This window comes from Enterobacter sp. Lyrl_3, assembly GCF_051948675.1.
GTDB classification, from domain to species: domain Bacteria; phylum Pseudomonadota; class Gammaproteobacteria; order Enterobacterales; family Enterobacteriaceae; genus Enterobacter; species Enterobacter cloacae.
Genome location: NZ_JAYJLI010000002.1, coordinates 1 through 26,996, shown reverse-complemented (window position 1 = coordinate 26,996; position 26,996 = coordinate 1). Strand labels below are relative to the sequence as shown.

Genomic DNA, 26,996 nt, shown 5'->3' with positions numbered 1-26,996 from the left:
ACCCTCTCACCGGGCGGTGAGAGGGGGAAATCTTAGGCTGCCACCAGGCTGTCGATCGCGGCTTTCGCGTCGGTCTGTGCTTTGGTCGCCACTTCAGGACCGTAAGCGATACCTTCTGCAAACACGAAGTTCACGTCGGTGATCCCGATGAAGCCCAGGAACAGGCTCATGTACGGCGCAACCAGGTCGGTTGGGGTATCTTTATGAATACCGCCACGGCTGGTCAGCACGATGGCACGCTTGCCTTTCACCAGACCTTCCGGGCCATTTTCGGTGTAACGGAAGGTAACACCAGCGCGAGCCACCAGGTCGAAGTAGTTCTTCAGCTGGGTTGGGATGTTGAAGTTGTACATTGGGGCGTTGATCACGATAACGTCGTGCGCCTGCAGTTCAGCAATCAGCTCATCAGAGAGCGCCAGGGCTTCCTGCTGGCGTGGGCTCAGCGGTGCATCGCTTGGACGCAGCGCGCCAACCAGCTCGCCATCCAGCACAGGAATTGGGTTTGCAGCCAGGTCACGCACGGTGATTTGGTCTGCGGAATGGTGTTCACGCCACTGTTCAACGAAGTAATCAGACAGCTGACCAGACTGAGAGTACCCTGCCAGAATACTGGATTTCAAAACTAATACTTTGCTCATGGGTGATTCCTGTTTTGCATTTGATTGAAGGGGGTTGCCCCGTTGCTTGTTGACACTTTATTCACAATCCTGCCACAGAGATAGCGCAATATATCGAAGCCTATGTTCGAATTTTTTGAATAAGGCGTGGAAAGCGCTGATGTGGTACTCTATAGCAATCATTACAAAGAGATTTTATCCGGCAGTGCACTGCCCGTTAATGCTATGACAGAACAACAAAAATTGACCTTCCCGATGCTCCTGCAACAGCTTGATTCACTGATGCTGCGCGATAAACAGCGCTTTGCTCGCCGCTTGCACGGGGTGAAGAAGGTTAAAAATCCTGATGCACAACAGGCCATTTTCCAGGAGATGGCGAAAGCGATTGAACAGGCGGCAGGGAAAGTTGTGCTGCGCGAAGCGGCTCGTCCGGCAATCACCTATCCGGAAAACCTGCCCGTCAGTCAGAAGAAGCAGGAGATCCTCAACGCCGTGCGCGACCACCAGGTGGTGATCGTGGCGGGGGAGACCGGCTCGGGTAAAACCACACAGCTGCCAAAAATCTGTATGGAGCTCGGCCGCGGAGTGAAGGGCCTGATTGGTCATACCCAGCCGCGTCGTCTGGCGGCGCGTACCGTGGCGAACCGTATTGCCGAGGAGCTGCAAACGGAGCCGGGCGGCTGCATCGGTTATAAGGTGCGTTTCAGCGACCATGTGAGCGATAACACCATGGTCAAGCTGATGACCGACGGTATCCTGCTGGCGGAAATTCAGCAGGATCGTCTGCTGATGCAGTACGACACCATCATTATTGATGAGGCGCACGAGCGCAGTCTGAACATCGACTTCCTGCTCGGCTACCTGAAAGAGCTACTGCCGCGTCGCCCGGATCTGAAAATTATCATCACCTCCGCGACCATCGACCCGGAGCGTTTCTCAAAACATTTCAATAACGCACCGATTATTGAAGTCTCCGGTCGTACCTATCCGGTAGAAGTGCGCTATCGCCCGATCGTGGAGGAGGCGGAGGATACCGAGCGCGACCAGTTGCAGGCAATTTTCGACGCCGTTGACGAACTGGGCAATGAGAGCGCGGGCGACATTCTGATCTTTATGAGCGGCGAGCGTGAGATCCGCGATACCGCCGACGCGCTCAGCAAGCGCGATCTGCGCCACACGGAAATTTTGCCGCTTTACGCACGTCTCTCCAACAGTGAACAGAACCGCGTGTTCCAGCCACACAGCGGGCGCCGCATCGTGCTGGCAACCAACGTGGCGGAAACCTCGCTGACCGTGCCGGGCATCAAGTATGTGATAGATCCGGGTACGGCGCGTATCAGCCGCTACAGCTACCGCACCAAGGTACAGCGTCTGCCGATTGAGCCGGTTTCACAGGCGTCGGCCAACCAGCGTAAAGGGCGCTGTGGACGTGTGTCGGAGGGGATCTGTATTCGTCTCTATTCAGAAGACGATTTCCTCTCCCGCCCGGAGTTTACCGACCCGGAGATCCTGCGCACCAACCTCGCTTCCGTCATCCTGCAGATGACCGCGCTGGGGCTGGGCGATATCGCCGCTTTCCCGTTTGTCGAAGCGCCGGACAAACGCAATATTCAGGACGGCGTACGCCTGCTGGAAGAGCTGGGGGCGATCACCACTGACGAGCAGGCCACCGCGTATAAACTGACGCCGCTGGGACGGCAGCTCAGCCAGTTGCCGGTGGACCCGCGTCTGGCGCGCATGGTGCTGGAAGCGCAAAAACACGGCTGTGTGCGCGAGGCGATGATCATCACCTCGGCGCTCTCCATTCAGGATCCGCGTGAACGGCCAATGGACAAACAGCAGGCGTCGGATGAAAAACACCGTCGCTTCCACGACAAAGAGTCGGATTTCCTTGCCTTCGTGAACCTGTGGAACTACCTCGGCGAGCAGCAGAAAGCGCTGTCATCTAACCAGTTCCGCCGTCAGTGCCGCGTGGATTTCCTCAACTACCTGCGCGTGCGCGAGTGGCAGGATATTTACACCCAACTGCGCCAGGTGGTGAAAGAGCTGGGTATTCCGGTGAACAGTGAACCGGCGGAGTACCGAGAGATTCACATCGCATTGCTGACCGGACTGCTGTCCCATATCGGCATGAAGGACGCCGAAAAGCAGGAGTATACCGGCGCGCGCAACGCCCGTTTCTCCATCTTCCCCGGCTCCGGGTTGTTCAAGAAACCACCCAAGTGGACCATGGTTGCTGAACTGGTGGAAACCAGCCGTCTGTGGGGGCGTATTGCCGCGCGTATCGATCCGGAATGGGTGGAGCCGGTGGCGCAACACCTGCTGAAACGCTCATACAGTGAACCGCACTGGGAGCGCGCGCAGGGGGCGGTGATTGCAACCGAAAAAGTGACCGTCTACGGCCTGCCGGTGGTGGCCGCGCGTAAGGTCAACTACAGCCAGATTGACCCGGCGCTGTGCCGCGAGCTGTTTATCCGCCACGCGCTGGTGGAGGGCGACTGGCAGACGCGTCACGCCTTCTTCCGTGAAAACCTCAAGCTGCGTGCCGAAGTGGAAGAGCTGGAGCACAAATCCCGCCGTCGCGACATTCTGGTGGATGACGAGACGCTGTTCGAATTTTACGACCAGCGCATCAGCCACGATGTCATTTCCGCCCGCCACTTTGACAGCTGGTGGAAGAAGGCCAGCAAAGAGACGCCGGACCTGCTCAACTTTGAAAAGAGCATGCTGATTAAAGAAGGGGCGGAGTCGGTCAGTAAGCTCGACTACCCGAACTTCTGGCATCAGGGCAACCTTAAGCTGCGGCTGACCTATCAGTTTGAGCCGGGAACGGACGCGGATGGAGTCACCGTTCATATCCCGCTGCCACTGCTAAACCAGGTGGATGAGAGTGGATTTGAGTGGCAAATTCCCGGCCTGCGCCGCGAACTGGTGATTGCGCTGATCAAATCGCTGCCGAAACCGGTGCGGCGTAACTTTGTTCCGGCCCCTAACTACGCCGAAGCGTTTTTAGGCCGCGTCACGCCGCTGGAACTGCCGCTGCTGGATGCGCTGGAGCGTGAGTTCCGCCGCATGACCGGTACCACCATTGACCGCGAAGACTGGAACTGGGAACAGGTGCCCGATCACCTGAAAATCACCTTCCGCGTGGTGGACGATAAAAACAAGAAGCTGCAGGAAGGCCGTTCGCTCACCGCGCTGAAAGAGGCGCTGAAAGGCAAAGTGCAGGAGACCTTGTCCGCGGTGGCGGATGATGGGATTGAGCAGAGCGGGCTGCACATCTGGAGCTTTGGTCAGCTCCCCGAAAGCTACGAGCAAAAACGCGGCAACTACAAAGTGAAGGCCTGGCCTGCGCTGGTGGATGAGCGCGACAGCGTGGCGATCAAGCTGTTTGATAACCCGCAGGAACAGCAGCAGATGATGTGGCGCGGGCTGCGCCGCCTGCTGCTGCTCAACATCCCGTCGCCGATCAAGTATCTGCACGAGAAGCTGCCGAACAAAGCCAAGCTGGGGCTGTACTTTAACCCGTACGGCAAAGTGCTGGATCTGATCGACGACTGCATCTCCTGCGGCGTGGACAAGCTGATCCACGAGGCGGGCGGTCCGGTCTGGTCAGAAGAGTGCTTTGCTCAGCTTCATGAAAAGGTACGCGCGGAGCTGAACGACACCGTGGTGGATATTGCCAAACAGGTCGAGCAGATCCTCACCACCGTGTTCAATATCAACAAACGCCTGAAAGGGCGCGTGGATATGACCATGGCGCTGGGGCTTTCGGATGTCAAAGCGCAGATGGCGGGCCTGGTGTACCGGGGCTTTGTCACCGGCAATGGCTTCAACCGTCTCGGCGACACGCTGCGTTACCTGCAGGCGATTGAAAAACGGCTGGAGAAAATGGCCATCGATCCGCATCGTGACCGTGCCCAGATGCTGAAAGTTGAAAACGTGCAGCAGGCGTGGCAGCAGTGGTTAAACAAACTGCCACCGGCACGTCGTGACGATGAAGACGTTCAGGCGATCCGCTGGATGATCGAAGAGTTACGCGTCAGCTTCTTTGCCCAGCAGCTCGGTACGCCGTATCCGATTTCGGATAAACGTATTTTGCAGGCGATGGAGCAGATTTCAGCTTAACATCCTGTTTTCTCCCTCTCCCGGTGGGAGAGGGCCGGGGTGAGGGCGTCAGGCTGCACAATTTTCACCCGTTCACAATAGCCAGCGTAAACCCATCCCACCCCTTAACCCCGACCGTTTGCAGCGCGGTGGTGGTTAAGCGCGGATTGTCCCCCATCATCTCGATAAACCGGCGAACACCCTGCACGCGCGCGTCGTCGCTTTGGCCGTTAATCACTTCGCCATCGCGCACCACGTTATCGCCGATAATCACCGTGCCGGGGCGGGAGTAGTGCAGCGCCCATTCGAGGTAGCCAGGATTGTTTGGCTTATCAGCATCAATAAAGATCAGGTCGAACGGCGGAACGTCGCCGAAATTTTCCAGAGAAGTCAGCGCCGGGCCTTCGATGAGTTCAATGCGTTGGTTGAGACCGGCAAGCTGAATATTCTGCCGCGCCACGCGGGCATGCGTGGAATCGGCCTCAAGCGTAATCAGCTTTCCGTCCGGCGGCAGGGCGCGCGCCATCCAGATTGAACTGTAAGCACCCAGCGTTCCGATCTCCAGAACGCGCCGCGCCTGCGTCATGCGCACGAACAGTGCCAGCAGTTGCCCCTGATTGGCCGCAACATCGTGTTCGGGGAGTCCGGCGCGCTGGTTGTTTTCCAGTACCTTGCTCAGTACCTCATCTTCAGGAATAAGCGACGAAATCATGAAATTATCAACTGCAGACCACTGTTGTTGCATAAATTGTCTCCTGAGGGGGAATCGCCGGGTGGCGGCTGCGCCTTACCCGGCCTGTGTGACGAAATCCAGGCCCGTTAAGCGCCTTCAGACATTGACCCAACCGCCGCCCAGCGCTTTATACAAATCAATCTGCGCCAGCAGCAGGTTATTTTTCACCTGCACCACGTTGGTTTGCACCGAGTAAAGTGTACGCTGTGCGTCGAGCACATCCAGATAAGATGAATAGCCGTTGCGATAGCGGTTCTGCGCAATGCGCAGCGTCTCCTGGGCCACCTCCTGCTGGGCCAGCAGTTCGCTAAGTTGTTCCTGATAACGCGTAATGGCGTCAAGGCTGTTGTTCACTTCGGCAAACGCATTTCGCACGGTTTTCTCATAGGCGTACAGCGCCTGATTACGCTGCGACTGGGAGATATCCACCTGCGCATTCAGCGCCTGGCGGTTCAGCAGCGGGGCGAGAATACTGCCGCCTGCGCTCCAGAGCTGTAACGGGTTGTCCAGCAGGCCGGAAAGGGTGCGATCCTGAATCGATCCGGTCGCCGTCAGGTTGATCGACGGCAACAGGCTGGCGCGCGAGGCGGCAAGGCTGGCATCGGCCGCAATAAGCTGACGCTCCGCCTGAACGATGTCAGGTCGTCGGTTAAGCAACGATGACGGCAACTGTGAAGGCAGCCTGAGCGGGGTAAGCGTGCTGAAGCTTTCACTGCGCGCCACCTCGCCCGGGTTACTGCCCAGCAGCAGACTCAGGGCATTCTCTTGCTGCGCGATCTGATGCTGCAGCAGTGGCACCTGCGCCCGGGTGGCCCGCAGCTCAGAGTCAGACTGCATCAGCTCCAGGCGCGAACTGTAGCCCGTTTCAAACTGCCGTTTAGCAAGATTAAATGCCTCTTCGCGTGATTTCAGCGTGGACTCGGTGACGCGAAGCTGTTCGTCAAGCGAGAGCAGGGTGACATACCCGGAGGCCACCGACGAGGTGACAGTTAAATCTGCGGCAGCGGCGGCGGCTTTTTGCGCCTCCAGCGAGGCCTGCGCGGCATTGGCCGTGCTGCGGTTGACGCCCCAGATATCCACATCATAGCTGGCGGTGAGGCTGCCTTTGTACAGCGTACTGTATACCGGTAACCCCGTGGCGGCCGATTGCGTCCGGGCGCGGGTGCCGGTTACGCCCGCATCCAGCGACGGAAACAGGCTGCCGTCAGCGGCATAGACTCTTGCCTGATACTCATTGATCCGTTCACGGGCGATCAGCACGTCGCTGTTATTTTTCAGCGCCTGATCCACGTAGCGGTTGAGATTGTTGTCGTGAAAATTTCGCCACCAGAGGTGTTCTGGCGCGCTGGCAGGGCCGGATGCCGCCCGCCACTGGGCAGGAATATGCAGTGACGGTTGGGCAGGTTTTACATCCACCGACTGGCATCCGGCAAGCAGAACGGCAACCAGCAGGCTGGCTAGCGGGCGAAGGGTCATTGCTTCGCCTCCCGCGTATCAATGGTCACCTGTACCGACATGCCAGGACGTAGCAGTGCTGACTCTTCAGGTTTACCCAGCACTTCGATACGCACCGGAATACGCTGGGCGATTTTGACAAAGTTCCCGGTGGCGTTATCCGGCGTGATGGCACTGAATTCGACGCCGGTCGCCGGGGAGATGCTCTCCACGCGGCCCTGATAGGCTTTGTTATTGAGCGCATCGACGGTAAATTTCACCGGCTGGCCCACGCGCAGCTCCGCGAGCTGGGTCTCTTTAATGTTGGCGATCACCCATTGCTGCGGCGGTACCAGGGTGGTGAGATGGGTTCCGGCCGTCACGTACGCGCCAAGACGCACCGCGATCTGCCCCAGCTGGCCGTCACGCGGCGCCACAATGCGGGTATTTTGCAGGTCGATTTGTGCCAGCTCCAGCGCCGCTTTGGCGTTTTCCACATCCGCCTCCAGCGCACCGCGATTCACAATTACCGTCTGCAGATCCTGGCGCGACATTTCAAGCGTCGCTTTGGCCTGCTCAATATCAGCGCTGCCCTGGGCCGCGCTGGCCAGCGCCGCGTCGCGTTCGCGGATGGAGAGCGAGCCGTCAGCCGTCAGATCTTTCACCCGCTTTAAATCCGCCTGAGTTTTCAGACTCTGGGCGCGGGCATTTTTCAGCGCAGCGTCATTTTTTGCGATGACGGCTTCAGCGCTTTTACGCTGCTGGAGATTGTTATTCAGGGCGGCAATTTTCATCGCCAGCTGCGCCTCGGCCTGATGTACCCGCTGGCGATAGATACGGTCATCGATCTGCAGCAGCAGCTCGCCTTTTTTAACCTGCGCGAAATCCTGTACCTTCACTTCGGTGATATAGCCATTCACCTGCGGGCTGATAAACGTGGTCTGGCCGCGCACGTAAGCGTTATCGGTAAACTGCGCGTGGCGGGTGAACGGCGGGAGCTGCCACGCGTAAAGGATCACCAGCACGCCGACAATACCGATGGCAGCGGCGGTGAAAACGGAAACAATGCGCACATTTTTGCGGGTGTTGGCCTGCTCTTTGGCGGCATCCTGCTGACTCATAAACTCTCCAGAAATATTTCAATTATTTGTTGCCGGTGGCGTTCTTAAGCGCCATACGGGCAGTGATGCGCAGGCGCAGCAAGCGCCATAAAATCCAGACCAGCGTGGCCGCGGCAATACTCGCGGTCAGTAAATAGGTGTCGTTGTAAGCCAGAATGTTTGCCTCAAGGGCGGTCACCGTCTGCAACTGGGTGATCGCCTGTGTGCCCAGCAGGGCGCTGTCGCCAATCAGGCTTTTGTACATCTGGGTATAAAGCTGAATCCGCTCGTTGACCAGCGGATTGAGCGTGGTGAGCTGGTCCGCCAGCAGGCTGGAGTGATACTTTTCGCGCCAGGTCTGGAAGGTACCGAGAATAGCCGAGCCCAGCAGGCCGCCGAGGTTCTGGCTCATGCCGAACATTACCGAGAAGCTCACCAGATTACGCGGGTCGGCGATGACGCCGCCAATGGCGGCCAGCATCGCGGGGGCGAGGAAGAAGGCACTGCCAAAGCCCAGCAGGAACTGGCTGAGCATCAACTGATCCGGGCGGGTCAGGTTGTTGGACTGGCTGTCCAGCAGCGAGGCGACAATCATCAGCACCAGGGAGGTGATAATCGGCCACGCCAGTTTGGTCGGTTTAATGGTCAGACAGCTGGTGACGATCCCGCAGACGATCCCGGCAAATATGGACCACGCCAGGTGCGTCATCTGCTCGTTCTGTAACCCCACGTACTGCAGCCAGCCGATGACGCCGGTGTTTTGCTCGGCCAGCACGATGCGGATCAGCAGCATAATCAACCCAAGGCGCACAATACTGCCGCTCGACAGCCAGCGGGTGTTCAGTAGCGGGTTACTGCGGTTATGTTCAAACACGATGGCGGAAACAATCAGCACCAGCGAGAGCGCCAGCGACCAGCCGATCCACGGCGCTTCAAACCACCAGTCCAGACGGCCCAGCGACAGCACCGCGCACAGCAGCGCCATCCCCGGTGCCAGTAAAAAGAAGGTGATAAAGTCTTTTTTCTCAAAGACCTTACGCCGATCGCCCGGCGGCAGTTTCAGCGCAATCACGCACGCCAGCGAGATGAGAGCCAGCCCCAGCTCGAAGAAATAGAGCCCGCGCCACTCATCAAGCTGCAACAGCTCGGTTGAAAAGAGTCGCGCCAGCGGAATGGCCAGTGACGAGCCGGTGATGCCAATGGTCAACGCCTTCAGGCGGTGTTTCGCCGGCCAGGCCTGGATCTGGTAATAAATCCCCAGCGAGCTGAGCGCGGCGGCCACCATCCCATGCGCGGCGCGCACCATCAGCGCCGAGCTAAGATCGTTGACAAACAGGTGGAAAAAAGTGACCAGCACATACAGCACCAGAAAACCTTCGGTGAAGGCGCGCAGACCGTACTGCTGGCGGAATTTCACCAGCAGCAGGTTAATGGAGATATTAGTCATTACATAGACCGCCGGTAGCCAGGCGATCTCGGTTGACCAGGCGCCAAAGGTGCCTTGCAAATTTTGCAGGTTGGCGGTGACTACCGCATTCCCCAGGGCGCCCGTCAGGCAAACCAGCAGACCGACAACGCCATAGGCAATCCGCTTTGGCGTACTGTGCTCCGGCGTGGAGGGTGAACCCAGCAGGGCGGGTTTCTCGTGTGGCTGCCACTCGCGAGGAGCATAAGGGTCGCGTTCGGGCAGGCGCATAACGTCGTTTACCTTTGATAAAATGGGAGAATTAACAGGCTGGCGATTCTACGTCTGCCGTAAAACATAATACAAGTGAATATGATTTACGCATGTTAATCAAATGTTGAACTGAAGGTTTTAGGAAAAAGAGCGGCCTTATCTCTGGCACTTTAGGAATCAACGCCTGTTTTGACGCGACAAGTGCGGTACGCTAATCCAAATGCTGTAAGGAGGTTACGATGATACCGACAATTTTTCCCTGTTTGCCCGGCAGCACGCTCAGTGCCGTAAACACGGTTGGGCAGTGGCTGGCGCAGGATGACCTGCAACCGGGTCAGTCCGTGGATATGGTGATTCTGGCGGGGAATGCCGTCATTCCAACCATCGAAGCTGCCTGCCGTCTGGCGGCGGAGCAGGGGGTGCCCATGATCATTAGCGGAGGCATCGGACACTCCACCACTTTTCTCTATGCCGCGATTGCGAAACATCCGCGCTATCACACCATTCCCACCACGGGCCGGGCAGAGGCGGCCATCCTGGCGGATATCGCCCGTGAATTCTGGCAGATCCCGGCAGACCGGGTGTGGGTGGAAGATCAGTCAACGAACTGCGGGGAGAACGCCCGCTTTAGCCGCGAGTTAATGAAGCACCATCAATTTGCCCCTGAAAGGGTGCTGGTGGTGCAGGATCCAACCATGCAGCGCCGCACCATGGCAACATTCGCCCGTGTATGTCGGGACGAACCCGTATCGCCGGAATGGGTAAGCCACGCGGGCTTTACGCCCGTCCTGCAAAACGGCGACGATGGACTGGTGTTCAGCGATTCCGGTGAAGGGCTCTGGCCGGTGGAACGCTATTTGTCGCTGGTGCTGGGGGAACTGCCGCGCCTGCGTGACGATGTTAACGGTTACGGTCCGGCAGGACGTGATTTTATTGCCCATGTGGAGATACCTGATGAGATCGAGGCGGCGTGGAATATCTTACGCAACGATGTCATTTTGACCGATGCGTTGGTAAGCCGATCCCTGTTGTGAATGTGGACGCAAAAAAATACCGGGCCAGCGTTAGCCGCTGACCCGGTATTGAATAAAGCGCGAAAAATTACAGATAAACCAGCGTCATGGTGTTCTGGCCGTCCAGTGGGGTATCGTCGGTAATGGCCAGGGTGGAGGTATCCCAGATCACCAGGTTGGTCACGAAGTTAAAGTTAGCCGTGGTGATAGCCAATGGGGTGGTGGTGCCGGTTTCAGCAAAGGCGATGGTCTGGAAAGTATCGCTGCGTGGAATACCGGAATATTTCCAGCTTGTTGCGGACCAGTCGTGGTTATGTCCAATAGGGTCTACAGTTTTACCGTCTGCGGTGGTACCGGTCATCCACATGCCGTAGTTACCGATCTTTTTCCCGTCGTTCGTGAAACCAACGCCATAAGTATAATATTTATTTGTAATATTCTTATTCTTCCCAATATCAACAGGAAGTTGTGCGTTGCTGTCGCTGCGATTATCGGTTATAGTGAAACCTATTTTGGTTGGCGCAGAGCAATTTATGGTCACAGGTATCTGTTTCTGACCAAGTTGATTATGTGAGTTTTCGGATAACTCACCGAGACGAATAAAGCCGTAATCGATAACACCGCCGTTACCCAGCTCAGCAGTACATGCTGCGTTGGTTAATGTACCTTTAACCTTAATAACAGCAGTTCCGGCTGCAAAAGCTGATGTGGTGCTCAACGCGATGGCTGTAGCCAGAATGATTTTTTTCATCCTTGATTTTTCCTTTTCATGAATATAAGACATGCGGGAATGATAAGTGAACGCAGCGATGGCGTTCCCATTCACCTGGCGGAAATAATATTGAGTATTGAGTTTTTGGTATATTTATTAAAGTTGAATTTATTTTGTAGAAAAACTAAAGATATGCGAAAGCGACAAATAAAAGAAGGCTTTTTATTTGTTGTGTGAATATAACGGGGAAAATTACCGGTTCAGGGTTACGCTGAACCGGTATAAGCAAATTATATGATTAGAGATATACCAGGGTCATCGTCGCCTGACCGTCGAGAGGAGTATCGTCGGTAATCGCCAGCGCAGTAGTGTCACGAATCGTCAGATTAGTAACAAAGTTAAAGTTAGCTGTGGTGATAGCCAACGGTGCGGTGGTCCCTGTATCAGCAAAGGCGACGGTCTGGAACGCATCACTACGCGGAATACCGCTTTTTTTCCAGATATCAGGATTCCAGTCGTGGTTGTTGACAATCGGGTCTACGACTTTGCCATCTGCCGTGACATCCGTCATCCACATGCCGTAGTCACCAATATTTACGCCTTCGGACGTGGTACCCACGCCGTAAGTATAATATTTCACCGACTGGTTTAAGTTTTTACCGATATCAACCGGCAGCCGCGCGTTGCTGTCGCTACGGTTATCAAGAATGGTAAAGCCCACTTTGGTTGGCGAAGAACAGGTAATGGTGACAGGCACCTGTTTTTGTCCCAAATTATTATTTTCCAGTGCAGAAAGTTCTCCGAGGCGAATATAGCCGTAATCAATGACCCCGCCGTTGCCGATAGAAGGCGCACACGCCGCATTGGTCAACGTTCCGTGTACTTTTAATACAGCGGTAGGTTCTGCGAAAGCTGATGCGCTGGCCAGTGCAATTAATGAAGCCAAAATAACTTTTTTCATTGTTGTTCCTTAACAATTTCATAGGGGGTATTTGTTTTGACAGACCGCTTGCCTGTCTTGTGATTTATATTATTGGGAGTGTTTATGAAATTAAAGCAAGCATATTTAAAACTTCATTTTAGAAGTTCTAATGATAATTAACGTACGATTCAAAAATTTCGTGAATAATTTTATTCTGGAAAACAGATGATGAAGAGTAAGCCATGCGGTAAGGGAGAGCGACGGATGGTATGACCACCCGTCAGCGTTATTAAAGTGCGGCGTATTTATCAAGCGTGCGCACCAGCTGCGTCACAAAGCCATACTCATTGTCATACCAGGCGACGGCTTTCACCAGTTGCAGTTCGCCCGCCTCGGTCACTTCGGTTTGCGTGGCGTCAAACACCGAGCCAAAGTGCGAGCCAATGACATCTGACGACACAATCTCTTCATCGGTATAGCCAAAGGATTTATTCCCCTGTGTCGCTTTTTTCAGTGCGGCATTCACCTCTTCAACGGTGACCTTTTTGCCCAGAATGGCGACCAGTTCCGTTACCGAGCCGGTTTTCACCGGTACGCGCTGGGCATGACCTTTCAGTTTGCCGCTGAGTGCCGGGATCACCAGGCCAATCGCTTTGGCAGCACCCGTGGTGTGGGGAATGATGTTCTCCGCCGCCGCGCGTGAGGCGCGCAGATCTTTCCCGCGCGGACCATCCACCAGCGCCTGGGTACCGGTGTAGGCGTGAATGGTGGTCATGGTGCCCACTTTAATCTCAAAAGCATCGTGCAGGGCTTTTGCCAGCGGGGCGAGGCAGTTGGTGGTGCAGGAGGCGACAGAGATAATGGTATCACTGGCGTCAATGGTGTCGTCGTTAACGTTAAACACAATGGTTTTCATCTCACCTGCCGGCGCGGAGATCAGGACTTTTTTGGCGCCAGCATCCAGATGCGCTCTGGATTTTTCTTCCGACGTATAAAAACCGGTGCATTCCACGACGATATCCACCCCAGCGGCTTTCCACGGGATATGTCTGGCCTCTTTCTCGGCGTACACCGCGATGGTTTTACCGTCCACAATCAGCGCGTCTTCGGTGAAATCCACGCTCCACGGGAAGCCGCCGTAGTTAGAATCATGCCGGAGCAGATAGGCCAGTACTTTGGGAGAGGTGAGGTCGTTGATGGCGACGACGGTGTTGCTGTCCTGGGTTTCAAGAAGGCGACGAAGTACCAGGCGTCCAATGCGTCCAAATCCGTTAATGCCAATTTTACTCATGGTTTTCTCCTGTAAACGTGTCGATGCGACAGTTTGAACTTATCCAGGCTTAGACCATGAGGGGCGGGGCAGCAATTGAAGATGCTTCATGCCCCGGGAAGTATTTGAAAATCCATACAGAAAAGTTAATGAATTTTTAAGGAAAGGTCGTTATGTTGGCGCGGTAACTGTTTTTTATCGGAAAATCACATGCGCACTAAATATACAGGCCTGCAAATCGGCATTCACTGGCTGGTGTTTCTGTTAGTTATCGTCGCCTACTGCGCCATGGAGTTCAGAGGCTTCTTTCCGCGTACCGACCGACCGCTGATCAATATGATCCACGTCTCATGCGGGATCGCTATCCTGGTATTGATGGTAACACGTCTGCTGGTGCGCCTGAAGTTCCGCGCGCCGCCGATTGAGCCGAAACCGAAAGCGATGATCACAGGCCTTTCGCATCTGGGGCATCTGGTGATTTATCTGCTGTTTATTGCTTTGCCGCTGATTGGCCTGGTGATGATGTATAACCGTGGAAACGACTGGTTTGCCTTTGGCATCGCCATGCCGCACGCGGCGGAATCCAACTTTGACCTGGCTGATGGGCTAAAAGAGTGGCACGAGACGCTGGCGAACCTCGGCTATTTTGTCATTGGCCTGCACGCAGCGGCGGCGCTGATGCATCACTATTTCTGGAAAGATAATACGCTGCTGCGCATGATGCCGAAAAAGCGGCAATAGCCCTCAACACTTTTGCCGCCTTTCTCGCCGGGTGGCGCTGCGCTTACCCGGCCTACAAAACCCGTTTTTTTATTGCAGCAGAGCACGCTCTTCAGCTGTTAATGCCAGTCCCTGCGTTGACCCGGTCTCTGACGATTTCACCGCCGCTTCCAGTACCGCCATCACCGCTAATGCCTCGACAGGATGAACCGGATTGGCAATCTTCCCGAGCAGAGCATCGCGCACATTCATGTAATACTGGCGCTGATCGCCTTTCGGCGTGGTAATGGTCTGCGGCGCGCCGTCAGCCCCAAAGAAGACCATACTGTCGCTGTCCTCACCCCAGGTTTCACTTCCCGGAACGATGCCGGTCAGCAACTGGGCTTCCTGCTGATCGATACGGGCCTTCACTACGCTGCCCTTATCCCCATGGACGGTAAAGCGCGCGGTACCCCCGGCGACCAGCATGCTGGCGTGCAAAATAACCTTATGATCAGGGTAGTTTAAGACCACATGCGCCCAGTCGTTCACTTCTGCGCCGTCGCGCAGCGTCGCGATATTCCCCTGCACCGAGTCAGGCAGACCAAAGAGCTGTAGCGTCTGGTCGATCAGGTGCGGCCCCAGGTCAAACCACAGCCCGCTTCCCGGTACGTTTTGTTCTCTCCAGCGCACGCGCACTTCCGGGCGGAAGCGGTCAATGTGCGACTCAAACAGTTTCACCTTCCCGAGGGTGCCCTGTGTGATAACGTCCTTAATGCCCAGGAAATCACTGTCCCAGCGGCGGTTGTGGAACACGGAGAGCAGAAGCTGCTTTTCCTCCGCCAGGGCAATAAGATCGCGCGCTTCCTGCATATCGAGCGTGAAGGGTTTATCCACCACCACGTGTTTTCCGGCGTTCAGGGCCAGCGTGGCCAGCGGAGCATGGGTAGCGTTAGGGGAGGCGATCACCACCAGGTCAATATCCGGGTGCGTAATGGCCTCTTCCGGGGTAGCAACCACCTGCACGTCCGGCAGATCGCGCTTAACTTTCTCCTCATCACGGGAGGAAACCAGCGCCAGCGTAAGCCCGTCCACAGACTGGATGAGCGGGGCATGGAAGGTTTTACCGACAAAACCATACCCGATCAGCGCAATGTTGATTGTCTTCATTTTACTCATGACCTTCTCCACGTTAATGAGCGCAAACCGTGACGGGCACGGTGCTCTGGTCCCCAAGCTCAGGCCAGGGACGATCTAAATACAGTTGATGAATTTCGTCTAACCCGCACACCAGGTACGGCTCACAGCGGTTGACTTTCAGATGGTCTGCGACGATCCAGTGCGTCTGGCTGGCAGCAAGCATCGCCCGTTTGACTTCTGCATCGGCTTCCGTCCCGGCACTCAGACCGAGTGATGAATGAAGGGCGCAGGCGCCAAGGATGGCGATATCCGCCCGATACCGTGAAAGCAGGGAGAGGGTGGCACCGCCAGCAAACAGGCGTTGCTTCTGATCCCATTTCCCGCCGAGCAGGATCAGTTCGATATCCTCCCGGTCGCTAAAAGCGTGGGCGATATCCAGCGAGGTGGTGATCAACGTCAGCGGCCCCTGAAGAAAAGAGGCCACCGCCATGACCGTACTGCCCGCATCCAGAAACAGCGTAGAGCCCGGCGGAATCTGCTGTGCTACCTGTTTTCCCAGCCGCTGCTTGGTCGCCGGCAGGAGCGTATTTCTGCCCTGGCGATTCATGGCCGAAAGATTGAGCGCGATAGCGCCTCCGTGGTTCTTCTGCGCCAGCCCTTGTTTTTCGAGGTCCGTTAGATCGCGGCGAATGGTATCCGCAGAGACCTGCAGCTTTTCTGCCAGCTCAGTGATGCTGGCCTGTCCCTGCTCGCTGATGATGTCGAGCACATATTTTTGACGCGCGGTTTTGTGCATGGCAGCAATCCTGCAAAATGTCGCAATAGTTCGCATAATACAGCATTTTGTCGCAGAGAAAAGGGCAACCGCACATTAGTTCATTTGCGTGATAATTGAGCTGTTATTGATTAAATATAAGTGAACGGTTTCTAAGGGTAATCAATATGTTATAACGATGTTTTATCTGGCCGTTTGGATTTTGTAACCAGTTAGCTTCGCTTTACTGGTTTGTTGGTCTATTAAAAAACTATTTAAACCAACAAAATTCCACAAAAGTGAATTTTAACGGCTTTTTATGCCAATAAATAGGGCGGCGCTACTTAAGTTGACATTTCTTTGAAAATCTTTGTGTCTGACGCGCGTGGAAATTAACGCAAAAATGTACATCCGGGTATTTTTAAATTTCACTTAAATAACAATGACTTTATTAGTTTCATTTGAAAGGTCATTTTTAAGAGTTTGTCCAGAAACCCCATGATTTTTCTTAATTGTAACACCACATTAACATTGTGGGTGTAGTTGCCTATACCACATTTTGTTATGCTGCGAATCAGTTAAGAAGTAAGCAAATTCTTAATTCATATTAGGCTAAGGTCGGCTCTCATCTCCAATGGAAATGGGTATGGGGAGCTATTACCCGAAATTCAGTACGGGGGATTAATAATATTTTTCTGATTATCTATACCTCTTTTTGGGTAAAGGGTTAAACCATTCGCAGACTCAGGGAGATATAAATGATGAGAGAGCGAAATTATAAGTGGGTCCGATTATCCGCAGTGCTGGTGTTAATTTCGGCATGCATTAATACGACCTATGCCAATAGCGGCGCGTTGGGTTTTGCCACGGTGCCGACGACAACATTAAAAGAAAGTATTCTTTTTGCCATCGATCGCGATCCGTCGGTCAGCCAGCAGGCGGCACAATTGGGGATTGGTCAGGCGCAAATAGATGAAGCACGTAGCGGATGGATGCCGCAAATATCGCTGAACGGCAGTACGGGCCATAGCCAAACCACCGATTCCAGCGGTTCACTGAGAAATTCAGCGGCATGGGGATTAAGCCTTACGCAGCTCATTTATGACTTTGGCAAGACGAATAACAGCATCAGCCAGTCTTCAGCGCGACGCGATAGCTATCGTTATCAGCTGATGGAGACGCTCACCGCCGTGGCGGAAAAAACCGCGCTGAGCTACGTGGAGGTCAGACGTTATAGCGATCTGTTGCAGGCGGCTAAAGAGAATGTGCAGGCCCTCAAAAACGTGGAGCAGCTGGCGAAACTGCGCGCGGATGCAGGCGTAAGCTCAACCTCCGATGAGCTGCAGACCCGCACGCGGATCGCCGGTATGCAGGCGACGGTGGAGCAGTACAACGCCGCGCTCAACAGCGCCCGCGCAAGGCTCGCGGTGTTGACGGGCATGCAGGCTGAAGCCTATTCACCGGTCCCTGAGAAGCTTGCCGTAGAGCAGAATGCCGTCAACCAGATCGATTACTCGCTGATACCGGCGGTAATGGCCGCGCAGAATATGGAGCGTTCAGCCCAGTATGGGGTGGAAACCGCAAAATCTCAGCACTGGCCAACGTTAAGCCTGAAAGGAGGCCGCACGCGCTATGAGTCGGATAACCGCGCTTACTGGGATGACCAGATCCAGCTCAATATCGATGCACCGCTGTATCAGGGCGGCGCCGTTTCGGCACGCGTTCGTCAGGCTGAAGGCACCAGGGCGATGGCCTCCTCTCAGGTCGATCAGGCGCGGTTTGATGTGCTGCAAAAAGCCTCCGTCGCGCAGGCAGACTGGACCGGCGCGCGTGGAAGAATGGCCGCCGGAAGCTTACAGCTTGAAAACGCGTTACGTGCCCGCGCGGTCTACAAAAACGAATACACCCTGAGCAAGCGGAGCATTAATGATTTGCTCAGCGTAGAACAGGATGTCTGGCAGGCCACGTCTGCCAAAATAATGGCTGAATATGATGGCTGGAGCGCGGCAATTAATTACGCCTCTGCTGTTGATAATCTCATGACGCTTATTGGAGTAGAAAAAAACGCTGCCGCAAAATTACCCGATTTGAGTTGAAAAAAGCCGCGCCTTTCTGCGCGAAATAAATCTGAAAATAATGGGTGAAATTTCCCAGGGATAGCTACATCCATCTGGTGGACATATCCACAGGAATCCGAGCACCTGCAAGGAGAGAAATATGAGTAACGTAAAAGTTGTAGATGTCATCATTCGCAAGACAGCGGAGAAAACGAAATTAACCGGCGAAGGAAATCTGTCGGTCTCCATTTCCTCTCCGAGCGTGATTGAAATCCAGGGTTCTGCACAGGACGTGGTGCGTTACGTCCGCCAGGGGAAAGACCTTCTCATTTATATGAAAGATGGCAGTGTTATTCGCTGCAATAACTATTTCGTTGAAGATCCTGAAACCCATAACCAGTCTGAACTGGTATTTAACGATAATCAGGAATTAACACATATCTCTTTTGCCGATGCCGGGGAAGCGTCAGGCGCAGCCGTTACTGAATTAACCGCGCAAGCCACACCTATTAGCAGCATTGAACCTTTCCTGACCCAGGAGAGCATATTGAGCGATGCGCCATGGGGCTGGATTGCGGGGGCGGCGTTAGGCGGCGGTGCTATTGGGGCACTGCTGGCTCACGGTGGTGATGGCGAAACAAAAACAAAAGTTATTGATAATACGAAAGAAGTTGAGAGCGCAACGCCAACCTTCATGCTCACCGATCTTGCGGGCGACAAGCAGGGCGTGCTGAGTGCAAATGCGATCACCGACGATAACACGCCAACCTTTAGCGGTACCGGGCAACCGGGCGCGACCATTCAGATCAAAGACAGCAGCGGCAATACGCTTGCCAGCGCGATGGTCAGTAAAGACGGCACCTGGACGGTAAAACTGCCGACCCAGACAGACGGGGAACATACCTGGTCAGTCGTGCAGATCGACGGCAGTAAAACGACCTCCGCAGGCAGCATCACCGTGACCGTTGATACTGCCGTGGCGAGCGTGACGCTGGCAACCACGGCGGGAGATAACGTCATCAACGCCAGCGAGCAGTCCGCAGGCTTTACGCTTTCTGGTGCCAGCAAGAACCTGGCGCAGGGAACAGAGCTGACCGTTACGCTGAACGGCAAATCCTATACGGCTGAGGTGGGTGCAAACGGCGCATGGAGCGTGAAGGTGCCTGCGGCGGATGCGCAGGCGCTGGGCGACGGCACCTGGACGGTGAACGTCAGCGGCAAGGACGCGGCGGGCAATACCGTGAACGGCAGTCAGACGATTGGCGTGGATACTGCGGCACCGACCATCGCGGTCGATACTGTCGCGCAGGACAATATTATCAATGCCGCTGAACACCATCAGCCGCTGACGCTGAGCGGGAAAACCACGGCGGAAGCCGGTCAGATTGTCACGGTGACAGTGAACGGTAAAAACCATACCGCCACGGTGGGCAGCGACGGTACCTGGTCCGTCACGCTGCCAGCCAGCGAGGTGCAGTCGCTGGCGAATGGTGAACACACCCTGACGGTGAACGTCAGCGATAAAGCCGGGAACGGGTCATCCACCCAGGCGCATTTCACCGTGGATACTGTCGCCCCGGTCGTGACCATCAATACCGTCGCGGGCGACGATATTCTCAACACCAGTGAGCAGGGCCAGGCGCAGATTATTTCCGGCCAGGCGACCGGAGCCGCAGCAGGCGATGTGGTCACCGTGACCGTTGGCGGCCAGAGCTTTACCGGCGTGGTGCAGGCGAACGGCAGCTGGAGCGTAGGCGTACCGGCGTCAGTCATTGGCGCGCTGGGGGAAGGTAACCACAGCATTGCGGTTTCGGTGACCGATGCGGCGGGCAATACCGGTAACGCCACCCACGGCATTACCCTGAGCGGTAACCCACCGGAATTCACCTTGAATGCCATCAGCCAGGATAACGTGCTGAACGCGCAGGAGGCGATGCAGCCGCTGAGCCTGAGCGGCACCAGCAACCTGCCAGACGGCAGCGTGGTAAACGTCACGCTGAATAACGTGAGCTATCAGGCCACCGTTAATAACGGCATCTGGTCAGTTCAGGTGCCGGTGTCTGACGTTCTGAACCTGGCAAACACCCTGTACACCGTCAGCGTGAGCGGCACCGATGCCGCCGGTAACAGCGGCTCCGCCGAAGCGACGCTGCTGGTGGATACCGTACTGCCGCAGGTGATTATCAATACCTTCGCCGGTGACAACCTGGTCAACAACGCTGAAGTGGCGGTGGATCAAACCCTGAGCGGGCGCGTCACCGGTGCGGCAGCGGGCGACACGGTCTCTGTTTCAGTGGGCGGCAAGAGCTACACCGCTACGGTAGGCAGCGATCTGACCTGGAGCGTGACCATTTCGTCAGCCGATCTGAAGGCCTTTGGCGACGGGGCGTTAACCTTTACCGCTTCTGTCACCAACGCCCACGGCAACACCGGCAGCGGCGAGCGTGATATTAACATCAACGCCGAGCTCCCTGGCCTGCGGGTAAATACCATTTCTGGCGATGATGTGATCAACGCCATCGAGCAGCAGCAGGATCTGACCGTGACCGGCTCCAGTACCCACCTGGCAGCGGGCACGCACGTCACCGTCACCATCAACGGCGTCGAGTATGCCGCCGTGGTCAACGCCAACGGCAGCTGGCAAATCGGCGTCCCGGCGTCCGATCTGCAGGGCTGGACGGCAGGGGATATCACTGTTCACGTCAGCGCGACAGATGCCTGGGGAAATACCGTTTCAGCTGAGCACCCCATCGAGCTGGATCTGAACGCCGTGGCGGTGACCATCGATACCGTCAGCAGCGATGACATGCTGAATGCGGCTGAAAAAGGTGCCGATCTTGTGCTGTCGGGCCAGACGCAGGGCGTAGAGGCCGGGCAGACCGTGGTGGTGAAATTCGCCGACCAGACCTTTACCGCGCAGGTGCAGCAGGATGGCTCCTGGAGCCTGACCGTGCCGGCCAGCGCCATGGAGACGCTGATTGACGGACGCGCGCAGGTCAGCGTCAGCGTGACGAACGTCAGCGGCAACAGCGCCGACGCGTCGCGCGTGGTGACCGTGGATACCTTACCGCCGTCCATTACGATCGATAACCTGACCGACGACAACATCATTAATGCGGCCGAAGCGCAGCAGGATCTGATCTTAAGCGGCGGCAGCAATGCTGAGGCGGGACAGACGGTTACCGTTACGCTGAACGGCAAGCACTATCAGACCACGGTCCAGAGTGACGGGACCTGGACGGTGAACGTACCGGCTGCGGATCTCGGCGCTCTGACCGACGGCACCGTCACGGTAACGGCAACCGTGAGTGACGTGGCAGGCAACAGCAGCAGCGCAGACCGCGTTGGGCTGGTGGATGCGACCGTCCCGCAGGTAACCATTAACGATTTTGTCACCGACACCAATACCGTTAACCAGCACGCGCATTCACAGGCGCAGATCCTGAGCGGGTCGGTCACCGGTGCGGCAGCGGGTGACCTGGTGACCATCACCCTGAATAACGTGGAGTACACCACCGTGGTGGATGCGGCGGGGAACTGGAGCCTCGGCCTGCCAGCCTCCGTTGTACAGGGTCTGACAGACGGGACCTGGACCGTTAACGTCTCGGTGACCGATCGCTCCGGTAATACCGGCAGTAGCGCAGTGGACGTAGTGGTCAACACCGTGACGCCGGAAATCGCTATCAATACCCTGGCGGCGGACGATGTGATCAATGCGACTGAGAAAGGCGAGGATCTGCTGCTTTCCGGAACCAGCAACCAGCCGGAAGGAACGACGATTGCCGTTAGCCTTAACGGCATCACCTACACCGCGACCACCGACGCCAGCGGCAGCTGGAGCGTCACCGTACCTGCCTCTGCGGTCAGCGCGCTGGGCGAGGCACATTACACCGTGACTGCCAGCGTCACCGACAGCGTGGGCAACAGCGCCTCAACCACACACGATGTGCTGGTGGACAGCTCGCTGCCGGTTGTGACCATCAACGCGCTGGCGGGCGATAACATCGTTAACGCGGCGGAAGTGGCCGCGGGGCAGACCTTGACCGGTAAGGTTACGAATGCTGCTTCAGGTGACACTGTCACCATTATGCTCGGCGGCCAGACATACACCACCACGGTTCAGGACGATCTCACATGGAGCCTGCCATTAACCCAGAGCCAGTTAACCGCGCTCGGCAACGGCGAACTGACCGTATCGGCCAGCGTCACCAACGTGCACGGCAATACTGGCTCTTCCTCGCTGGACTTCACCATCGACGCCCAGCTGCCGGGCCTGCGTATTGATACGGTCGCAGGCGATGACGTCATCAATATCATCGAGCACGGTCATAACCTGATTGTGTCAGGCACCAGCACCGATCTGGCGGCAGGCAGCACCGTTACCGTCACCATTAACGGCAAGGATTATTCCGCCTCGGTACTGGCGGACGGCACCTGGCAGGCGGCCGTGCCTGCGGCGGACGCCTCCCAATGGGCTGACGGTTCACTGACCATCAGCGCCAGCGCGCAGGACACCTCCGGCAACCCGGTCACGATTGGCACCGTCGTTGATGTGGATCTCAGCCCGGTCGCCATTAGCATTAACAGCGTGACCGCTGACAACGTGCTGAACGCGGCGGAAAAAGGCGAAGACCTGGTGCTCAGCGGCACCTCGGCCAACGTTGAGGCGGGACAGACCGTGACCGTTACCCTGGGCGGGAAAACGTATACGGCGACGGTAGACGCCAACGGCGACTGGACCACCACCGTTCCGGCAGCGGATCTGAGCAGCCTGAAGGACGGCGATGCCAGCGTGCAGGTGAGCGTGACCAACGTTAATGGCAACAGCGCATCGGCGGGGCGCGAGTACAGCGTGGATACCACCGCGCCGACGGTCACCCTCAATACCATCAGCGGTGACAATATCCTGAATGCGGCAGAGACGGCGCAGGACCTGACCCTCAGCGGTACCTCCACCGCCGAAGCGGGCCAGACGGTGACCGTGGCCTTCAATGGCAACACCTATACCGCGCAGGTGCAGGCAGACGGCAGCTGGACGCTCGACGTCCCGGCGGCCGATCTGGCGGGCATCGCCGACGGTAATGCCTCGGTCACGGCATCCGTTTCTGATAAAGCCGGGAACCCGGCGAGCACCGATGCGGCCGTGCTGGTGGATACCACCGTGCCGCAGATCGTGTTTGACGTTGTGGCGGGTGATGACATCCTGAATATCGCCGAACACGGCCAGGCGCTGATCGTCTCAGGTAAGGTCACGGGTGCCCAGGCGGGAGACGTGATTACCGTCACCCTCAACGGCAAAGACTACACCGCCATGCTGGACGCCTCCGGGAACTGGAGCACCGGCATTCCGGCCACGGACGTCGGCGCGCTGGTAAGCGGCGATCAGACCCTCTCGGCAACCCTCACCGATAAAGCGGGCAACAGCACCACCGCCACGCATGATGTTACGGTCTCCCTGACCGCGCCGGTTATCGCCATCAACACCCTTGCGGGCGATGACGTGATTAACGCGATCGAAAAGGGCGACGATCTGCTGCTCTTCGGCACCAGCAATCAGCCGGACGGCACCACCATCACCGTAACCCTGAACGGTATCAGTTATACCGCCACCACCGACGCCAGCGGCAACTGGAGCGTGACCGTTCCGGCAGCCAACGTCTCGGCGCTGGGTGAAGCCAGCTACACCGTGACGGCGAGCGTGACCGATACGGCAGGCAACAGCGCGAGCGCAAGCCATAACGTGCTGGTGGACAGCGCGCTGCCAGTTGTCACCATTAATGCGGTTGCCACCGACGACGTCATCAACGCCGCGGAAGTGGCGTCTGGCCAGACGCTGAGCGGGAAAGTGAGCGGTGCCGCGAGCGGTGACACTGTCACGCTTTCCATTGGCGGCAACAACTATACGACAACCGTTCAGGACGATTTAAGCTGGTCGGTGAATGTGCCGTCTGACGTGTTAACCGCCATCGGCAACGGGGATCTGACCGTGACGGCCAGCGTCACCAACGGCCACGGTAACACCGGTTATGGCGAGCGTGACATCACCATTGATGCCAACCTGCCGGGCCTGCGTGTGGACACCGTGGCGGGCGACGATGTGATTAACAGCATCGAGCACGGGCAGAACCTGATTATCACCGGTACCAGCGAGGGGCTGAGCGCTGGCTCGGCGTTGACGGTCACCGTCAACGGTAAAACCTACGCGGCCACGGTGCTGGCAGACGGCACCTGGACGGCAGCGATCCCTGCCGCAGATGTCAGCGCGCTGAATACGGGCACGGTCACCGTGACCGTTGACGGCCAGAGCAGCGCCGGTAACCCGGTGACTATCAGCCATGACGTGACCGTGGATCTGGCGACCGTGGCTATCAGCATTGACGCCATTGCCACCGATGACGTGATCAATGCGGCAGAAAAAGGGGCGGATCTGGTGCTGTCCGGCTCCACCACTAACGTGGAGGAAAACCAGACGGTTTACATCACCTTCGGCGGTAAGTCTTACACCGCCACCGTAGATGCCAGCGGCAACTGGACGGCCACCGTGCCATCGGCTGATTTGGGTAGCCTGAAAGATGGCGACGCCAGCGTGCAGGTGAGCGTCACCAACGTCAATGGCAACAGCGCGTCGGCAGGCCGCGAATACAGCGTGGATGCCACCGCGCCAACGGTTTCTATTGAGATTGTCAGCGATAACAACATCATCAACGCGCTTGAAGCGCAGCAGGATCTGGACATCAACGGTGTGACCAACGCCGAAGCGGGCCAGACCGTTACCGTGACCCTGAACGGCGTGGATTACACCACCACCGTACAGGCCAACGGCAGCTGGAGCGTCACCGTGCCGTCTGCGGACCTGGGCAGCATGGTGGACGGCAACTACACCATCAGTGCCGCCGTCTCCGATAAAGCGGGCAACCCGGCCTCTGCGGATCGCGACGTGCTGGTGGATATCACGGTTCCGCAGTTGACCATTAACACCGTGTCCGACGACGACGTGATCAACAGCGCCGAGCATGCGCAGGCCCTGATGGTGACCGGTTCCGTGACCGGCGCCGAAGCGGGCGATGTGGTTACCGTCACCATTAACAACAAATCGTATACCGCCACCGTGGATGCCTCAGGCAACTGGAGCGTGGGGGTACCTGCGGCGGACGTCAGTGCGCTGACCGCGGGCGATTACACCATCACCGCCGCGTTGACTGATAAAGCCGGTAACAGCAATAGCGCGACCCATAACGTGGAGGTGAACCTCACCGCCCCGGTGCTGACCATCGATACCGTGTCCGGTGATGATGTGATCAACAGCACCGAGAAAACGCAGGATCTGACCATTACCGGTACGGCCACCGGCCTGACGGCAGGTGCGGTTGTTACCGTGATGCTCAACGGCAAAGCGTATAGCGCGACGGTGGATGATAACGGTCTCTGGAGCACCACCGTTCCGGCGAGCGAGGTGGGGCAACTGGGTGAAGCGCTTTACAGCGTCACCGCGTCAGCCACGGACAGCGTTGGCAACAGTGCCAGTACCTCGCACACTGTGAACGTGGAATCCGTTCTGCCGGGGGTGATCATCAATACCGTCGCGGGTGACGACGTCATTAACGCGGCAGAGCTGGCAACCGGGCAGACCATCAGCGGTACCGTGGTGAATGCCGAAGCGGGCAATACCGTGACCGTGACGTTGGGAGGCAACACTTACACGGCCACGGTGCAGAGCGATCTCACCTGGTCTGTCAACGTGCCGGAATCGGATCTGACGGCGCTGGGCAACGGCGAACTGACGGTGAGCGCCAGCGTAACCAACAATGTGGGCAACAGCGGCTCCGCTGAGCGCGATATTGCTATCGACGCCAATCTGCCGGGCCTGCGTGTGGACACCGTGGCGGGCGATGACGTGATCAACACCATCGAGCACGGACAGAACCTGATTATCACCGGCTCCAGCGACGGTCTGACGCCGGGTACGGGATTAACCGTCACCGTGAACGGCAAAACCTACCCGGCGACGGTGCTGGCCGACGGCTCCTGGAGCGCAGCGGTTCCGGCCGCGGACGTCGGGGCGCTGGCTGCAGGCACGGTCACCGTGACCGTTGAAGGTCAGAGCAGCGCGGGTAACCCGGTCTCCATCAGCCACGATGTCACGGTGGATCTGGCAAGCGTCGCCATCAGCATTGACGCCATTGCCACCGACGACGTGATTAATGCGGCCGAGAAGGGCGCGGATCTGGTGCTCTCCGGCAGCACCTCGAACGTGGAAGCGAACCAGACCGTCACGATTACCTTCGGCGGCAAGAGCTACACTGCCACCGTGGGGACAGACGGTAAATGGACCGCCACCGTGCCAGCGGCGGATCTTGCCGGTCTGAAAGACGGCGACGCCAGCGTGCAGGTGAGCGTCACCAACGTCAACGGCAACAGCGCGTCCGCAGGCCGCGAGTACAGCGTGGACGCCACCGCGCCGTCCGTGACCATCAACACCCTGGCGACGGACGACATTCTTAATGCCGCAGAAGCACAGTCTGACCTGATCGTCTCCGGTACCAGTACCGCGGAAGCGGGCCAGACGGTGACCGTGAGCCTGAACGGCAAGGACTACACCGCAACGGTCGGTTCAGACGGTAACTGGACGCTGAACGTCCCGGCGGCGGATTTGGCAGGTTTAGCTGACGGCAGCGTGACCGTTACCGCATCGGTCAGCGACAAGGCGGGTAACCCGGCGTCGGTTGATCATAATCTGACGGTGGACGTGACAGTTCCGAC

15 protein-coding genes are annotated in these 26,996 nt (G+C 57.0%); 5 read left to right on the top strand and 10 right to left on the bottom strand.

All coding sequences use genetic code 11. The features are described 5' to 3' along the window. Positions 1–32 precede the first annotated feature (32 nt). On the bottom strand, positions 33–638 hold the full coding sequence (gene azoR, locus VF709_RS05310; protein ID WP_013096706.1) for an FMN-dependent NADH-azoreductase: 606 nt from the start codon (positions 636–638) through the stop codon (positions 33–35). 204 nt (positions 639–842) lie between these two features. Here azoR and hrpA point away from each other — a divergent pair, with 204 nt between their 5' ends. After that, the gene (gene hrpA / locus VF709_RS05305; protein WP_149896397.1) at positions 843–4,745 is read left to right on the top strand and encodes an ATP-dependent RNA helicase HrpA; all 3,903 of its coding nucleotides are present in this window, start codon (positions 843–845) and stop codon (positions 4,743–4,745) included. A 64-nt stretch (positions 4,746–4,809) separates the two neighbouring features. On the opposite strand, the gene VF709_RS05300 is transcribed toward hrpA, so the two are convergent. The 4 genes from VF709_RS05300 to VF709_RS05285 form a co-directional block, all read right to left on the bottom strand. Further along, positions 4,810–5,469, bottom strand: a complete 660-nt coding sequence (locus VF709_RS05300) for an O-methyltransferase (protein ID WP_013096704.1) — start codon at positions 5,467–5,469, stop codon at positions 4,810–4,812. Positions 5,470–5,553: 84 nt separating this feature from the next. Beyond that, positions 5,554–6,933, bottom strand: coding sequence for an efflux transporter outer membrane subunit (locus tag VF709_RS05295; RefSeq protein WP_149896396.1), 1,380 nt, complete (start codon positions 6,931–6,933; stop codon positions 5,554–5,556). Beyond that, positions 6,930–8,012 (bottom strand): HlyD family secretion protein, encoded by a 1,083-nt coding sequence (locus VF709_RS05290; RefSeq protein WP_149896395.1) that lies wholly within the window; start codon positions 8,010–8,012, stop codon positions 6,930–6,932. The genes VF709_RS05295 and VF709_RS05290 overlap by 4 nt, the downstream gene beginning before the upstream one ends. 22 nt (positions 8,013–8,034) lie before the next feature. Beyond that, positions 8,035–9,687, bottom strand: coding sequence for an MFS transporter (locus VF709_RS05285; protein WP_038980581.1), 1,653 nt, complete (start codon positions 9,685–9,687; stop codon positions 8,035–8,037). Between the two features lie 221 nt (positions 9,688–9,908). Between VF709_RS05285 and VF709_RS05280 the strand changes: the two genes are divergently transcribed. After that, the gene (locus VF709_RS05280) at positions 9,909–10,703 is read left to right on the top strand and encodes a YdcF family protein (protein ID WP_058660718.1); all 795 of its coding nucleotides are present in this window, start codon (positions 9,909–9,911) and stop codon (positions 10,701–10,703) included. Positions 10,704–10,770: 67 nt separating this feature from the next. On the opposite strand, the gene VF709_RS05275 is transcribed toward VF709_RS05280, so the two are convergent. The 3 genes from VF709_RS05275 to gap all read right to left on the bottom strand — a co-directional run bounded on the left by VF709_RS05275 (position 10,771) and on the right by gap (position 13,607). Next, positions 10,771–11,433 (bottom strand): DUF1120 domain-containing protein, encoded by a 663-nt coding sequence (locus tag VF709_RS05275; protein WP_013096699.1) that lies wholly within the window; start codon positions 11,431–11,433, stop codon positions 10,771–10,773. Between the two features lie 259 nt (positions 11,434–11,692). Further along, entirely contained in the window at positions 11,693–12,355 is a 663-nt protein-coding gene (locus VF709_RS05270) for a DUF1120 domain-containing protein (protein ID WP_440231025.1), read from the bottom strand. Positions 12,356–12,605: 250 nt separating this feature from the next. Beyond that, complete coding sequence (gene gap / locus VF709_RS05265; protein ID WP_013096696.1) at positions 12,606–13,607, bottom strand: type I glyceraldehyde-3-phosphate dehydrogenase; 1,002 nt, start codon at positions 13,605–13,607, stop codon at positions 12,606–12,608. Positions 13,608–13,796: 189 nt separating this feature from the next. On the opposite strand from gap, the gene cybB reads away from it, so the two are divergent. Then, positions 13,797–14,327 carry a cytochrome b561 gene (cybB, locus tag VF709_RS05260; protein ID WP_013096695.1) on the top strand — a complete coding sequence of 177 codons (531 nt, stop codon included), beginning with the start codon at positions 13,797–13,799 and terminating at the stop codon, positions 14,325–14,327. Positions 14,328–14,396: 69 nt separating this feature from the next. On the opposite strand, the gene VF709_RS05255 is transcribed toward cybB, so the two are convergent. Beyond that, positions 14,397–15,464 (bottom strand): oxidoreductase, encoded by a 1,068-nt coding sequence (locus VF709_RS05255; RefSeq protein WP_149896394.1) that lies wholly within the window; start codon positions 15,462–15,464, stop codon positions 14,397–14,399. Positions 15,465–15,477: 13 nt separating this feature from the next. Then, complete coding sequence (locus VF709_RS05250; protein ID WP_095455173.1) at positions 15,478–16,221, bottom strand: DeoR/GlpR family DNA-binding transcription regulator; 744 nt, start codon at positions 16,219–16,221, stop codon at positions 15,478–15,480. A 716-nt stretch (positions 16,222–16,937) separates the two neighbouring features. On the opposite strand from VF709_RS05250, the gene VF709_RS05245 reads away from it, so the two are divergent. Both VF709_RS05245 and VF709_RS05240 read left to right on the top strand, forming a co-directional pair. After that, a complete protein-coding gene (locus VF709_RS05245; RefSeq protein ID WP_013096692.1) occupies positions 16,938–18,275 on the top strand; it encodes a TolC family outer membrane protein in 1,338 nt (445 codons plus the stop codon). Between the two features lie 121 nt (positions 18,276–18,396). Further along, a partial coding sequence (locus VF709_RS05240) for an Ig-like domain-containing protein (RefSeq protein ID WP_440231024.1) occupies positions 18,397–26,996 on the top strand: 8,600 nt, incomplete at its 3' end.